The 13,488-nt window shown below is 62.5% G+C and carries 15 protein-coding genes; 8 read left to right on the top strand and 7 right to left on the bottom strand.

The genetic code is table 11. From position 1 onward, the window contains the following. The first annotated feature begins 9 nt into the window (after positions 1–9). Positions 10–1,266, top strand: a complete 1,257-nt coding sequence (locus AC0NIH_RS27475) for an aminopeptidase (RefSeq protein ID WP_352709145.1) — start codon at positions 10–12, stop codon at positions 1,264–1,266. A gap of 16 nt (positions 1,267–1,282) precedes the next feature. Beyond that, positions 1,283–1,636: a DUF488 domain-containing protein gene (locus AC0NIH_RS27480; RefSeq protein ID WP_023778630.1), complete on the top strand. Its 354-nt coding sequence runs from the start codon at positions 1,283–1,285 to the stop codon at positions 1,634–1,636. A gap of 248 nt (positions 1,637–1,884) precedes the next feature. On the opposite strand, the gene AC0NIH_RS27485 is transcribed toward AC0NIH_RS27480, so the two are convergent. Both AC0NIH_RS27485 and AC0NIH_RS27490 read right to left on the bottom strand, forming a co-directional pair. Then, positions 1,885–2,232, bottom strand: coding sequence for an ArsC family reductase (locus AC0NIH_RS27485; RefSeq protein WP_473466857.1), 348 nt, complete (start codon positions 2,230–2,232; stop codon positions 1,885–1,887). Between the two features lie 203 nt (positions 2,233–2,435). Then, complete coding sequence (locus AC0NIH_RS27490; RefSeq protein WP_023764560.1) at positions 2,436–2,789, bottom strand: SnoaL-like domain-containing protein; 354 nt, start codon at positions 2,787–2,789, stop codon at positions 2,436–2,438. A gap of 164 nt (positions 2,790–2,953) precedes the next feature. Between AC0NIH_RS27490 and AC0NIH_RS27495 the strand changes: the two genes are divergently transcribed. After that, positions 2,954–3,658 carry an SOS response-associated peptidase gene (locus tag AC0NIH_RS27495; protein ID WP_473466856.1) on the top strand — a complete coding sequence of 235 codons (705 nt, stop codon included), beginning with the start codon at positions 2,954–2,956 and terminating at the stop codon, positions 3,656–3,658. 15 nt (positions 3,659–3,673) lie between these two features. Further along, complete coding sequence (locus AC0NIH_RS27500; RefSeq protein ID WP_224687561.1) at positions 3,674–3,889, top strand: hypothetical protein; 216 nt, start codon at positions 3,674–3,676, stop codon at positions 3,887–3,889. Positions 3,890–4,125: 236 nt separating this feature from the next. Here the strand turns inward: AC0NIH_RS27500 and AC0NIH_RS27505 are convergent, their stop codons facing one another. From AC0NIH_RS27505 to AC0NIH_RS27525, 5 genes are all read right to left on the bottom strand, one after another. Further along, a complete protein-coding gene (locus AC0NIH_RS27505; RefSeq protein ID WP_473466854.1) occupies positions 4,126–5,211 on the bottom strand; it encodes an ABC transporter ATP-binding protein in 1,086 nt (361 codons plus the stop codon). Further along, entirely contained in the window at positions 5,201–5,809 is a 609-nt protein-coding gene (locus AC0NIH_RS27510; protein ID WP_473466852.1) for a cupin domain-containing protein, read from the bottom strand. The genes AC0NIH_RS27505 and AC0NIH_RS27510 overlap by 11 nt, the downstream gene beginning before the upstream one ends. 175 nt (positions 5,810–5,984) lie before the next feature. Continuing rightward, complete coding sequence (locus tag AC0NIH_RS27515) at positions 5,985–7,064, bottom strand: ABC transporter substrate-binding protein (protein WP_473466850.1); 1,080 nt, start codon at positions 7,062–7,064, stop codon at positions 5,985–5,987. Next, complete coding sequence (locus tag AC0NIH_RS27520; RefSeq protein ID WP_473466849.1) at positions 7,049–7,915, bottom strand: ABC transporter permease; 867 nt, start codon at positions 7,913–7,915, stop codon at positions 7,049–7,051. The genes AC0NIH_RS27515 and AC0NIH_RS27520 overlap by 16 nt, the downstream gene beginning before the upstream one ends. Continuing rightward, positions 7,912–8,796: an ABC transporter permease gene (locus AC0NIH_RS27525; RefSeq protein WP_473466847.1), complete on the bottom strand. Its 885-nt coding sequence runs from the start codon at positions 8,794–8,796 to the stop codon at positions 7,912–7,914. The genes AC0NIH_RS27520 and AC0NIH_RS27525 overlap by 4 nt, the downstream gene beginning before the upstream one ends. A gap of 295 nt (positions 8,797–9,091) precedes the next feature. Between AC0NIH_RS27525 and AC0NIH_RS27530 the strand changes: the two genes are divergently transcribed. From AC0NIH_RS27530 to AC0NIH_RS27545, 4 genes are all read left to right on the top strand, one after another. Beyond that, the gene (locus AC0NIH_RS27530) at positions 9,092–10,249 is read left to right on the top strand and encodes a fumarylacetoacetate hydrolase family protein (RefSeq protein ID WP_473466846.1); all 1,158 of its coding nucleotides are present in this window, start codon (positions 9,092–9,094) and stop codon (positions 10,247–10,249) included. A gap of 286 nt (positions 10,250–10,535) precedes the next feature. Then, the gene (locus AC0NIH_RS27535) at positions 10,536–11,471 is read left to right on the top strand and encodes a sugar ABC transporter substrate-binding protein (protein ID WP_473466844.1); all 936 of its coding nucleotides are present in this window, start codon (positions 10,536–10,538) and stop codon (positions 11,469–11,471) included. 120 nt (positions 11,472–11,591) lie between these two features. Further along, on the top strand, positions 11,592–12,578 hold the full coding sequence (locus AC0NIH_RS27540; RefSeq protein WP_013896747.1) for an ABC transporter permease: 987 nt from the start codon (positions 11,592–11,594) through the stop codon (positions 12,576–12,578). A gap of 3 nt (positions 12,579–12,581) precedes the next feature. Then, a complete protein-coding gene (locus AC0NIH_RS27545; protein WP_473466842.1) occupies positions 12,582–13,373 on the top strand; it encodes an ATP-binding cassette domain-containing protein in 792 nt (263 codons plus the stop codon). The last annotated feature ends 115 nt before the right edge of the window (positions 13,374–13,488 follow it).

A 13,488-nucleotide genomic window follows, 5' to 3' on the forward strand; every position in this document is an offset into this window, starting at 1 on the left:
GGCAGGATCATGACCACACATTCGCGCGGCGTTTCCGCATCGATCGACCCGGTGAAGCTCGACAGGCTGGCGGAAGTCGCCATCAAGGTCGGACTGCAACTGCAGCCCGGTCAGGATCTGGTGCTGACCTCGTCGATCGCGGCCCTGCCGCTGACCAGGCGCATCGTCGAGCATGCCTACAAGGCCGGCGCCGGACTGGTGACGCCGATCTTCAACGACGACGAGATGACGCTGGCGCGCTACCGCTTCGGCGCCGATGCGGGTTTCGACCGCGCTGCCGGCTGGCTCTATGAAGGCATGGCGAAAGCCTTTTCGAACAATGCGGCGCGGCTGGCCGTGCGTGGCGAGGATCCCTCGCTGTTGTCGGCGCAGGATCCGGCGAAAGTGGCGCGTGCCAACAAGGCAAACTCGATGGCCTACCAGCCGGCGCTGGAAAAGATCACCGGCTTCGACATCAACTGGAACATCGTCGCCTATCCGGACCTCGCCTGGGCCAAGCAGGTCTTCCCGGACGACGCCGACGATGTCGCGGTGGCCAAGCTCGCCGACGCCATATTCGCCGCCTCGCGGGTGGATGTGGAGGACCCGATCGGCAACTGGAAGGCGCACAATGCGGCGCTGCGCGGCCGCACCGAATGGCTCAACGGCCACAATTTCCACGCGCTGCATTTCACGGGACCGGGCACAGACCTCACTGTCGGGTTGGCGGACGGCCACGAATGGATGGGCGGCGCCTCGACCGCCAAGAACGGCATCACCTGCAATCCCAACATCCCGACCGAGGAGGTTTTCACCACGCCGCATGCCAGGCGCGTCGAGGGCCATGTCTCGTCGACCAAGCCGCTGTCCTACCAGGGCACGCTGATCGACGAGATCTCGGTGCGTTTCGAGGAAGGCCGGATCGTCGAGGCCAAGGCGTCGAAGGGCGAGGACGTGCTGAAGAAGGTGCTCGACACCGACGAAGGCGCGCGGCGCCTCGGCGAGGTGGCGCTTGTGCCGCATTCATCGCCGATCTCCGCCAGCGGCCTGTTGTTCTTCAACACGCTGTTCGACGAGAACGCCGCCTGCCACATCGCGCTCGGCCAGTGCTATTCGAAGTGCTTCGTCGACGGCGCATCGCTCAGCCAGGACGAGATCGCCGCGCGCGGCGGCAACAAGAGCTTCATCCACATCGACTGGATGATCGGCTCGGACAAGATCGACATCGACGGCGTCCACAAGGACGGTGCCCGCGTGCCGGTGATGCGCAAGGGCGAGTGGGCCTGAAGGCACGGAGGGTCGGATGGCTTTCGACCTGGAGGTCAAGCGGATCTATGAACCACCCGCTTCCGATGACGGGCAGCGGGTTCTCGTCGATCGGGTATGGCCGCGCGGCGTCAGCAAGAAGGACGCCGCGCTGACGCTGTGGCTGAAGGACATCGCGCCGAGCGACGAGTTGCGCAAATGGTTCGGCCATGAGCCGGCGCGCTGGGCCGAGTTTCAGAAGCGGTATCGCGCCGAGCTGGACGGCAATGGCGAGGCGGTGGCGCAACTGCGTGGACTGCTTGGCGACGGCAAGGTGACGCTGCTCTACGGCGCGCATGATGAGGCGCATAACAATGCGGTGGCGCTGGCGGGGTATTTGCGCGCGGGTTGAGGCTTCGTTTTGCAGCGTTGGCGATTGGCGAAAGCCGAGGCGACATCTGATCTCCCTCCTTGCGGGGGAGATGCCCGGCAGGGCAGAGGGGGGTGCTGTCCCTCCAGCCTATCAATCAATCGCAGCGACTCGAGATAGGTTTTCGTAAGAACGAAACTCGTTGGGGTGGCGATCCTTCACACCCCCCTCTGGCCTGCCGGCCATCTCCCCCGCAAGGGGGGAGATTGGCAGCGTTGCCGTCTCGCTGCTTACTTCACCGCCTGCTCATAAACATCAGGCTTGAATCCGACCAGAACCCGATCCCCCACCTCCAGCACCGGGCGCTTGATCATCGTCGGCTTGGCCAGCATCAGCGCCTTGGCCTTCTTTTCGTCGAGCGATTCCTTGTCCTTATCCGGCAGTTCGCGAAACGTCGTGCTGCCCTTGTTGAGCAGCTTTTCCCAGCCGACCTTGCCGACCCAGCCGTCTAGCTTGCCCGCCTCGATCCCTTCGGCCCGGTAGTCGTGGAACCGGTACGACACGTCATGGCCCTCCAGCCAGACGCGCGCCTTCTTGATCGTGTCGCAGTTGGTGATGCCGTACATGGTGATCGTCAAAGCGTGCTTCCCTTGGGCTGACCGTCGAATCCGTCCCGCGGCGCATGCAGTCACCCGGCGGCAAAGAAGTCAACGACCGCCATTGCTGCTATCTCGACGAACGCCTGGTGTGGACGGATGCACATGGCGGCCAGGGCGTCGTCCAGGCCGCCATATTTAACCCTGCCGCGAAGAGAGCGGGCTCCCGGAAGCCATTTTCGGCGTCAATAGTAGAAACGCTCTTCGGTGATCTTGCCGTTCTTGACCGTGTACAGACCAACCTCATCCATGGTGACACGCTCGCCAGTGGCCTTGGGCGTTATGTCGAACTTGAAGCGCACTGCGAACTGGTCGCCGTTGACATAGGGGCCCTCGACTAAACCGCCATGCACTTCGTTGTTCTCCTGCCACCACTGGCTCTTCTGCCTGAGAGCCTCCTTGCCGTGGCTGACGGCCATCGGTCCCTCCATGGCTTCGTAACTGGCGATGTCGTCGGCATTGTACTTTTCGGCAGCACCCTCATTGTCACCCTGCTTGAGGCGTTCGGTGAAGTCCTTGGCAATTTCCGCGATAGTCATTTGTGTTCCTCCTGTTCCGACGCATAGCAAATAGGGGACAGCCTGGTGACCTGCCACTGCCGGCCCAGTCGTAGCTGACAATCCGTGTCAGGACGGTGATGCCGGGCAGAGTGGCTCTCGCACATCTGGTTGCGGACAGAAGCCAATTCCGTAATTCTAGTTGGATGTGCAACCTCTACAACATCACCACAACGCAAGAGGCGGTCCGCCAATGGACACGCACATTGCGCGACGTCATCGGCAACCTTGAACCTTCGGTCGACATCCATCCAAATCAGGCCGGCCCGGTCGTTCGCAACACGCCAGATGGGAAGCGTGAGTTAGCTAAGCTGCTTTGGGGTTTGCCAACGCCGCCTGAGCGCATGAAAGGCAAGGCAGACTATGGCACCACGAACGTTCGCAATCCGCAATACTCGCACTGGCAACAGTTTGTGAGCGTCGAGAATCGATGCGTCGTGCCGGTGACCAGCTTTGCCGAACCCAGCCCTACCCCGAGCGACAAGGACCCGGAAACAGGGATCCAGCGCAATTTTTGGTTTGCCCGTGACGAAAGCCGACCCTTATTCTTCTTCGCTGGTTTCTGGACCCCTTGGCAGGGCGTTCGGAAGGTCAAGGATGGTCCTGGTGACTTCGAGTTGTACGCATTCATGACCACCAAGCCCAATGCAATCGTCGCGCCAATTCACGAGAAGGCTATGCCCGTGATCCTTACGACGTCGGAAGAGACGGAGGCTTGGCTGACAGCGCCGTGGTCAGAAGCACGGTATTTGCAGCGGACCGCGCCAGACGATGCATTGATGATCGTCGAGAAGCCAGCCACACAAATCAAGTTTCCGCAACAGGCTCCGGTCCAAGGGTCTCTGTTCTAGGCTACAGGATCGGGCTTGGCAGCAGCCTCTTCAATCGTCGTCTCGCCAGATCACTCGGCGAACCATGCGAATTTCGACAAGACGTCTAACACGAATTTTCAGGCGCTCAGCAGCGCTCGGCAAGACTATGTCGGCATCAAGCTCGCGGAGCTTGCAGCGCTCGCACCGCATATGCCGTTCGACGTCCCAAAAGGGAATGTCACCGACAAGCTTTGCAAGGTCGCCGGGTAGATAGTGCCGGGTGATGTTGCAGTGCCGGCATCGGACACGAATGAGTTGCCCCACTTCGTGCGCGAGGCATAGCGTTTGCACATTTCGGCGCGGTCGGCTGCTCAATTCCGGCATCAACCAAACTAGGAGTATCTTCCTATTTTAGTCAATTGCCGATTAGTTCCATGGCCATTTATTCACATGTCGTTCGACCGCCCCGCGCGCACCGTGCAGCGACCTTGCGAAGGTGGAAGAGGCTAGCTCGAGAGCATAGGGCAGCTGGCGCCACGGCGCAGGCTGATGTGAGCCATGTCGCCGACCTTGAATTGAAAACCCTCTGCCTGGCGTGGCGCATCGATGACAACAGGAGCGCCCTGCCCGAGTTCGGCGTGCAGGCGCAGCGTGCGGCCGTGAAAGACGATGCTGTTGACGCGCGCCGGCGCCGTGCCCGGCGCGGCCTCGGTCGTCGCCAGCAAATCCTCGGGACGCACGCCAATGGTGCGCACATCGCCTTCTCCGGGTGACTGGCCGGCTTCAGAAATGGCTTCCAGCGCCAGCGTTCCGGCGGTGAAACGCAGGCGATCGCCATCGCGGCCGACAAACCGCGACTGCAGGAGGTTCATGGTGCCGATGAAGCTCGCCACGAACTTCGTGGCCGGCCGGTCATAGAGTGTCGCCGGCGGCGCGATCTGCTCGATGCGGCCCTTGTTCATGACGACGATGCGGTCGGAGATCGACAGCGCCTCGGTCTGGTCGTGAGTGACCATGACAAAGGTGGTGCCGAGCCGCGATTGCAGCCGCTTCAATTCCACCTGCATCTGTTCGCGCAGATGTGCATCGAGTGCCGACAGCGGCTCGTCGAGCAGCAGCACGCGCGGCTCGCAGACGATGGCACGGGCAAGTGCCACGCGCTGGCGCTGGCCGCCCGACAATTCCAAGACGCGGGCGCGAAGCTTGTCGGCGAGACCGACCATGTCCAAGGCTTCGCCGACGCGTTTTGCCTGCTCGCTACCGGAGAGCTTGCGCAGCGACAGGCCGAAGCCGACATTTTCGGCGACGTTCATGTGCGGAAACAGCGCATAATCCTGGAACACGGTGTTGACCGGCCGGTCGAAAGGCCGAAGCGCCGTGATGTCGCGCCCGTCAAGCAGCACCTTGCCGCTCGACGGGCTTTCGAAGCCGGCGATGACGCGCAGGCTGGTGGTCTTGCCGCAACCCGATGGCCCGAGCAGCGTAATGAACTCGCCGCTGACAATGTCGAGATCGACGGCGTCGAGCCCGACGATGCCGCCGGGAAAGATCTTCGAGATCGCCTGCAGCCGCACAAGACGATCAGGCGCCATCGCGAACCTCGGACGGTTTCGTGGTATTGACCCAGAGGATCTGGCATTGCTCGGCGCCGGGATTGCGAAAGGCATGCAAAAGCGTGCTCTTGAAGGCAAAGCTGTCGCCGCGCTTCAGCACGTATTTTGTCGAATCCACCACCAGTTCGACCTCGCCCGCCAGCACATAGCCGAATTCATGGCCGGCATGCGCATAGGCTTCCGCCGTGCCGCCATTGGCCTCCACGGTCACCAGCATGCCGGTCAGCGTCGCGCCCGGCGGCGACAGCAGCGCCTTGGCGATGCCTTCGGATTTGACGGGAATCGCGCGGCGGCTGTTGGCGCGCACGCAATAGAGATCATTGACTGCGTCGTTGCCGTCGGCGATCAGCGCCGACGGCTCGATGTCGAGTGCTGCTGCAAGCGGCCAGATCACCTTGACACGCAGCGATGACATGCCGCGCTCGATCTGGCTCAGCGCGCCGATCGACACACCGGTTTTTGCCGCCAGTTCGGCCAGCGAAAGGCCGCGCTCCAGCCGCAACGCCCGCACCCGCCGGCCGACGCGCACGTCGGCATCGTCCTTGGGCTTTTCGGTTGCTTCGTCCAGCATGTCCATGTGTGGGTCCTCATTTTCTTCCCCTTCTCCCCTTGTGGGAGAAGGTGGATCGGCGCGTAGCGCCGAGACGGATGAGGGGTGGGTGACAGGTCGCCGTCGGCGCCAAGCTGGAGCACCCCTCATCCGTCGCCTTCGGCGACACCTTCTCCCACAAGGGGAGAAGGAAGAACCAGCCTCAGCCGCCAGCCTTCACCTTTTCGAACATCTTGGCCATATCGTCATTCTGTTTCATCGGCCCGGTGAAGATCGTGCTTTTCAGCATCACTTCCGGATCGGACGGCAGTTGCAGCTTGTCCAGCTCTTCCTTCGGCACGCCGGCGAAAGCGGTCGAGAGCGAACTGCCGTAGCCGTACGATTCGATCAGGTATTTACCGGACTCGGCATCCAGCCGGCTGTTGATGAAATCGTAGGCAAGGTCGACATTCTTGGCGTCCTTGAGCATGACGAAGCCGCAAGCCCAGGTCAGCATGCCTTCCTTCGGTTTCATGAACTCGACCGGCACGCCCTGTTTCTTCAGCGAGGTGGCCGACGCATTCCAGGTCATGGCGGCGACCAACTGGCCGCTGGCGAGCGCCTGTTCGACCGAAGTCATGTCGGTTGTATAATTGGAGAGCAGCGGGCGCTGCTCGCGCAGTTTCTCCGCCACCTTGTCCATTTGCTCCGGCGTCATGTCGAACGGATTGACGCCGGCCAGAAGGGCGGCAACGATCGGCGTGTCATGCACGGCGTCGATGGTCGCCATGCGGCCGGCATACTGCTTGTCCCACAGCAGGTTCCAGCTCGCTTCCGGGTTCTTCACCAGGTCGGTGCGGTAGAGAATCGAGGTGTTGCCCCAATCCCACGGCACCATCCAGACCTTGCCGTCGCCGGCCTGCAGATCGGGCAGGTTCTTGAACACCGGGAAGATCGAATCCCAGTTCTTGATGCGCTTGGTGTCGATCGGCTGCAGCAGGCCTTCCTTGTTCCAGCGCGCCACCTTGTCATAGCAGGGATGCGCGATATCGGGACGGAATCCGGCCTTGACCTTGGTGAAGGCGTCATCGTCGTCACCGAATATGGAAGCCTCGACCCCATCGGGGTGCGCGGCGAGGAAGCTCTTGTTGAAGTCGGGCAGTTCATAGCCCGACCAGGTGAAATATTGCAGCTTGTCGCCGGCGAAAGCGACGGTCGACGACAGCGCCAACGCCAGGGCGGCGAGGCCGGCCCGGGCCGTCTTTCCGGATATCAGGTTGCCGGATATCAGGTCGAATGCCATTGCAGTTCTCCTCTCTTGGTTTGTTTTGCTTGTGATGGATTCGCGGGTCGTGGCGCGGTCGCGGATAGGCCGCGATGGCGCAGGATTTCGGCAAGGCCGGCGATGACGAAGGACACCGCCAGGATCGATGTGCCCAGCGCCATGACCGTCGGCAGCGACTTCGGAAACCGCAGCTGGCTCCAGATGTAGAGCGGCAGCGTCGGCTCGGTGCCGGCAAGGAAGAAGACGACGATGAATTCGTCGAAAGAGATCAGGAAGGCCAGCATGAAGGCCGAAACGATGGCCGGCAGGCTGAGCGGCAGCATCACCCGCCGGAAGGTCGTCCAGTCGGACGCGCCGAGGTCGAGGGCGGCCTCGCGAATGGTTTTCGGGATGGCGGCGAAGCGGCTGCGCATGATCACCACAGTCGTCGGCAGCGCCACCAGTATGTGGCCGAGCACGATGGCGATACGCGACGGTCCGAGGCCGATGAGGTTGATCAGGATCAGCAGCGATATGCCGATGATGACGCCCGGTATCAGGATCGGCAGCCGAGCGATGGCGCTGATGGTGGCGGCCAGCGGCGAGCGGCCATAGAGGTCCATGTAGGAAACGGTGATGCCGCACAGCGTGGCGCCCGTGGCGGCAATGATGCCGATGACGAGACTGTTGACGAGCGCGCCGGACAAAGCCGAATTGCCGATCAGCGTCGTGTACCATTGCAAGGTGAAGCCTTGCAGCGGAAACGCCGCCTGGATCGAGTGGTTGAAGGAAAACAGCGGGATCAGCAGCACCGGCAGATAGAGAAACACCAGATAGGCGACGACGTAGACGCCAAGCCAGCGGCCGCCACCTTGCGTGCGCGCGCTCATGTGCGACTGCCAAATCTGCGGTCGGTGAAGCGCGCGACCAGCACCACGGCCAGGATCACCAGCATGACGGCTACGGAGAGTGCTGCCCCAAACGGCCAGTCATTGGCCTTGCCGAACTCAGCCTGGATCAGTGTGCCGATCATCGTGGAGGCCGGGCCGCCGACGAGCGCCGGCGTGACATAGTCGCCGACGGTCGGCACGAAGACGACGAGGGCAGCGGCCAGCACGCCCGGCATCGAATTGGGCAGCACGACCCGGCGGAAGGACGTGAAAGGTCTGGCGCCGAGATCGGAAGCAGCCTCGCTCAGCGATTTCGGGATGGTGTCCAGCGCGACATAGATCGGCAGGATGGCGAAGGGCGCATAGGCGTGGGCCAGCGTGACCACGACGGCGGCCGGCGTGTTGAGAAAGGCCAGCGTCGGCTCGGACCAGATTCCGCTTTCGATCAGCGCCGAGTTCAACACGCCATTGTAGGCGAGCACGATCTTCCAGGCGAAGACCCGCAGGAGATAGCTGGTCCAGAACGGCAGCGTCACCAGAAACAGCAGGAGACCGCGCCGCCACCCGGCGTGGAAGGCGAGATAGTAGGCCACGGGATAGGCAGTGACGACCGTGGCCAGTGTGACCAGCGCGGCAATCACCAGCGAGCGCAGCGTCACCGTCCAGTAGAGCGGATCGGAGATGACGATGGCGAAGTTGGATAGGCTGAAGCCGGCGCCCAGAAGAGAGCCATCATTGTTGCGGAAGGCGAGGAAAAGCACGAGGCCAAGCGCAAACAGGATCAGCAGAAAGGTGACGGCCGCGCCCGGCAGCAGCATGGCGAAGCTGAAGCCCGATGAAGACCGAGCCTTTGGCATCTGGTTTGCAACAAGGGTCGACATCGACCTGCCTGGTTTTTGAAATTAACTGAGACTTTTTCATATTCATGAAACTGTCAAGCGAAATCCCGGCGGGAGCTTTGGCAGGGCTTCCGTTCTTCATGGCCGCGTGCATTTCACACTCTTGAACAAGCGCTTTTTCACGGCATAAGACGCGGCCTTGGAGAGTTGAAACTCTCACAACCGAACGCGGCACCTTGGATTGCCAATGACGGGATAGACCTTTGAGAGGAATCCGGTGAAAGTGCCGCGCCGATCCGGCCAAGCGCATTTTCGACCATTCGGAGGACCCAACGCCATGACCAACCTGACACATCTGCCGGCCGAAGGCCTGTTTGTCGGGCGCGCCGGCAGCCGCGATGCCTCGCATCCCATGGTGGTCACGGTGCGTGACGGCACCGTCTTCGACATCACGTCGAGCACGGCGCCGACCGTGCGCGATGTCTGCGAAATGGCCGATCCGGCAAAGCACGTGCGCTCGGCCAAGGGCAAGCCGATCGGCTCGCTCGACGACATCGCCGCCAATAGTTTCGAGACCGCACGCGACCCGGCCAAGCCGTATCTGCTGTCTCCCGCCGACCTGCAGGCGGTGAAGGCGTCGGGCGTGACCTTCGTCGTCAGCCTGCTCGAACGGGTGATCGAGGAACAGGCGCGCGGCTCGGCGGAAAAGGCCGACGCCATCCGCGCCGACATTGCCGGGCTGATCGGCCACGACCTTTCGAAGCTCAAGCCCGGTTCGCCGGAGGCCATGGAGATCAAGGCCAAGCTCATCGCGCGCGGCGCCTGGTCGCAATATCTGGAAGTCGGCATCGGCCCCGATGCCGAGATCTTCACCAAGTGCCAGCCGATGGCCTCGGTCGGCTTCGGCGCCGATGTCGGGCTGCACCCCGTATCGACCTGGAACAATCCGGAGCCGGAGATCGCCATGATCGCCGCCTCGAGCGGCAGGATCGTCGGCGCCACCATCGGCAACGACGTCAATCTGCGCGATGTCGAAGGGCGTTCGGCGCTGCTGCTCGGCAAGGCCAAGGACAACAACGCCTCCGCGTCGCTCGGCCCCTTCATCCGCCTGTTCGACGACACGTTCACGATCGCCGACGTGAAGAACGCGGTCGTGCGCCTGAAGGTCGAAGGCGAGGACGGGTTCTCGCTGGAGGGCGCGAGTTCGATGGCCGAGATCAGCCGCTCGCCGGAAGAACTGGTTGCCGCCGCCATGGGCCCGCACCACCAGTATCCGGACGGGCTGGCGCTTTATCTCGGCACCATGTTCGTGCCCTCGAAGGACCGAGGCGAAAAGGGCAAGGGTTTTACCCACAAGGTCGGCGACATCGTCACCATCTCGTCGGAGAAATTCGGCGCGCTGGTCAACCGGGTGCGGCTGTCGCCCGATTGCCCGCACTGGACCTACGGCGCCAGCCATTTGATGCGCGACCTCGCCAAGGCCGGCCTGATCTAGCGGTTTCTTCAAGCGGCCTGGTCCTGAAAGGCAGCTATCGCTTGTGGGGCCACTCGGCTGAGCCACGACGCCAATCATCCGGCTGCCCGGGAAAACCGTCCCAACTGATGCAATCTGATGGGACCGCTGATGGCGCCGCGTCAGCCGACAACTACATCTGCAGATGGAGGCTTGCCATCCGTCGAAAAAGGGAATGCTCTGAGGCATCCGAGCGGCGCTGGCAAAAGACGCAATCCGGCTTACGCCGGAACAAGGGACGGATCATCTTCAACCGGGAGGAAATCAAATGCTGACAAGACTGAGACTTGTGCTCTACGGCCTGCTGGTCGCGCTGACGCTCATTCCGGCAGCGGCGCAGGCCAAGACGTTCTACTGGATTTCACATGGCGGCCCAGCCGATCCGGTCTGGACCTACTTCCTGGCCGGCGCCAAGCAATGGGCCAAGGACACCGGCAACACCGTCAACACCTCGTTCCACAATGGCGACGTCGCCTCGCAGCAGGAAGCGGTTCGCGCCGCCCTCTCCGCCAAGGCCGACGGCATCGTCACCACCAGCCCCGATCCGGGCAGCCTTGTCGAGATCGTCAAGGAGGCCCGCGCGGCCAATATCCCGATCATCAACTTCAACACGCCCGATCCCAAGGCCAATTTCAACGCCTATGTCGGCGGCGACAACGTCACCTTCGGCAAGCATTGGGCGCAGTATCTGGTCGACAAGGGCCTGGTGAAGAAGGGCGACTTCGTCTGGATGCCGGTCGAGATTCCCGGCGCCACCTATGGCGTCCAGGAAGAGGAAGGCATCAAGAGCGTCTTTGGACCGCTCGGCATCACCTATGAAGTGACCGAAGCGACGCTTGACCAGGCCGAGGTGATCAACCGCATGGTCGACTACCTCACCGCCCACAAGGGCAAGGTGAAGGCGATCATCGGCCTTGGCGACCTCGTCACCGGCTCGATCAAGCGGGTATTCGACCAGGTCGGGGTCAAGCCCGGTGAAATTCCGGTCGTCGGTTGGGGCAACTCGCTCGACACAACGCAGGAAGTGCTGAACGGCTATGTCAATGCCGGCCAGTGGCAGGACCCGCAGGCAACCAGCTATGTCGCGCTCTCGCTCGCCAATATGGCCGCGTCAGGCATTCCTCCGGGCTTCAACGTCATCACCGGCGCGCTCTATGAAAAGGACACCGCCGAGGTCTACGACAAGATCCTGTCGGGCAAATAAAATCCGAGACCCCAGACAGTCGCGACCGCGCACCCACGGTCGCGACTGCCTGTCCATTCGCCGAGCCTGGCTGGATTCCGGTGCAGCGCTCCGCCTTTCCAATCATGTCGCGGGTTATCAGTGGAAAATCATTCGCTCGTCCAACGCCTGATCGCGCGGCCGGAATTCGGTCCCTTCGTGCTCCTGGTCGTCGAAATCGGCGTTTTCTGGAGCTTCAATCACGACTTCCTGTCGCCGCAGAACATCTCCAATACGCTGGCATTCACGGTCGAGCTCGGCCTGATCGCGCTGGCGATGACATTGCTGATGACATCGGGCGAATTCGACCTGTCCGTCGGTTCCCTATTCGGTTTCTCGCCGGTGCTGATGTGGACGCTGTTCAATGCCGGCGTCACCTCGCTGGAGATGGGCTTCGTCGTCGCGCTGGTGGTCGCAGCCTTGATCGGACTGGTCAACGGCTGGTTCGTCACGCAGCTCAAGATCCCGTCCTTCCTGGTCACGCTCGGCATGTTGCTGGTGGTGCGCGGCAGCGCCCTTTTCATCACCGACGGCTTCCCACAGCGCACCTGGAGCGCCGAGGGCAGCTGGCTGGCGGAAGCGCTGGTCGGCGACTTCTTCATCGGGCCGTTCCGCATCTACATGTCGCTGTTCTGGTTTATCGCCGCGGCGATCGCGCTCGGCTACGTGCTGACGCAAAGCCGAACCGGAAACTGGATCCAGGCGGCGGGCGGCAATCCCAACGCGGCGCGCGCCCGCGGCGTCAACGTCAACCGCGTCAAGATCGGCCTGTTCGTGCTGTCATCGGTCATGGCCTCGCTTGCCGGCGTCATCTCCTCGCTGCGCACGTCCGCCGCCAACCCCAACAGCGGCACCGGTTACGAGCTCGAAGTTATCGCCATGGTGGTGATCGGCGGCACGGCGCTGACCGGCGGGCGCGGCACCATCATCGGCACCGTGCTCGGCATCCTGATCCTGCGCGTGATGCGCAACGGCATCGTGCTGATCGGCGTGCCCGGCCTTGCCTACAACATCTTCATCGGTGCGATCATCCTTGGCATGATGGCGCTTCATTCATGGCTGGAACGCCGGCACCAGGCAGGGACTTGAACCATGGCCGAGCCATTGATCCGCATGCAGAACATCCGCAAATCCTATGGCCGCGTGCAGGCGCTCGAGGAGGCCAACTTTCATGTCAACGAACGCGAGATCGTCGGCCTGCTCGGCGACAATGGCGCCGGCAAGTCGACGCTGATCAAGGTTCTCTCGGGCGCCGTGCCGCTGACCAGCGGCGACATCTTCATCCGTGGCAAGAAAGTCGCCCTGCGCAGCACAAGCGATGCCATCGCCCACGGCATCGAGACCATCTACCAGGACTCGGCGCTGGTCACGCAGCTGTCGATTGCACGCAATCTGTTTCTCGGGCGCGAGCCGATCAAGCCACCGCGCTTCCTCAACCGCATGGACCAGGAGGCGATGAACACCGTTGCCCGCGACCTGCTCAAGCAAGTCGGCATTTCGAAGAACATCCCGCCGACGACGCCGATCGGCTCGCTCTCCGGCGGCGAGCGCCAGGCGGTGGCGATCGCGCGCGCCATGCATTTCGACAGCGACCTCATCATCCTCGACGAGCCGACCAACAATCTCGGCGTCGCCGAAACGCAGGGCGTGCTGAGCTTCGTGCGCAGCGCGCGCGATTCCGGCCATTCCTGCATCTTCATCGCGCACAACATCCATCATGTCTTCCAGGTGGTCGACCGCATCGTCGTCATGCGCAGGGGCAAGGTGGTTGCCGACGACATCGACCCGAAGACGACAACCGTGGCGGAAGTCGAACGGATCATAACCGGCATGTCGGACAAGGAAATCCGCGACGCCGTCGCCGACGGCAAGCCGCCGCACTGAGGACGGGCGGAAGCCGTCATGCCGAAGCAGCCGAGCGGACATAGCGGTGATGGGAGGCGATCACCCGCCACTCAGACCGCATCGCCCGCCACGTCACCTGTCTGGCGCGCCATGG

The organism is Mesorhizobium sp. WSM1386, from assembly GCF_055901595.1.

Bases quoted from the DNA above. Each gene is read 5' to 3' on its own strand.
- AC0NIH_RS27475 (WP_352709145.1), top strand. From the start codon at position 10: ATGACCACACATTCGCGCGGCGTTTCCGCATCGATCGACCCGGTGAAG.
- AC0NIH_RS27480 (WP_023778630.1), top strand. From the start codon at position 1,283: ATGGCTTTCGACCTGGAGGTCAAGCGGATCTATGAACCACCCGCTTCC.
- AC0NIH_RS27490 (WP_023764560.1), bottom strand. From the start codon at position 2,789: ATGACTATCGCGGAAATTGCCAAGGACTTCACCGAACGCCTCAAGCAG.
- AC0NIH_RS27495 (WP_473466856.1), top strand. From the start codon at position 2,954: ATGTGCAACCTCTACAACATCACCACAACGCAAGAGGCGGTCCGCCAA.
- AC0NIH_RS27505 (WP_473466854.1), bottom strand. From the start codon at position 5,211: ATGGCGCCTGATCGTCTTGTGCGGCTGCAGGCGATCTCGAAGATCTTT.
- AC0NIH_RS27510 (WP_473466852.1), bottom strand. From the start codon at position 5,809: ATGGACATGCTGGACGAAGCAACCGAAAAGCCCAAGGACGATGCCGAC.
- AC0NIH_RS27515 (WP_473466850.1), bottom strand. From the start codon at position 7,064: ATGGCATTCGACCTGATATCCGGCAACCTGATATCCGGAAAGACGGCC.
- AC0NIH_RS27520 (WP_473466849.1), bottom strand. From the start codon at position 7,915: ATGAGCGCGCGCACGCAAGGTGGCGGCCGCTGGCTTGGCGTCTACGTC.
- AC0NIH_RS27525 (WP_473466847.1), bottom strand. From the start codon at position 8,796: ATGTCGACCCTTGTTGCAAACCAGATGCCAAAGGCTCGGTCTTCATCG.
- AC0NIH_RS27530 (WP_473466846.1), top strand. From the start codon at position 9,092: ATGACCAACCTGACACATCTGCCGGCCGAAGGCCTGTTTGTCGGGCGC.
- AC0NIH_RS27535 (WP_473466844.1), top strand. From the start codon at position 10,536: ATGCTGACAAGACTGAGACTTGTGCTCTACGGCCTGCTGGTCGCGCTG.
- AC0NIH_RS27545 (WP_473466842.1), top strand. From the start codon at position 12,582: ATGGCCGAGCCATTGATCCGCATGCAGAACATCCGCAAATCCTATGGC.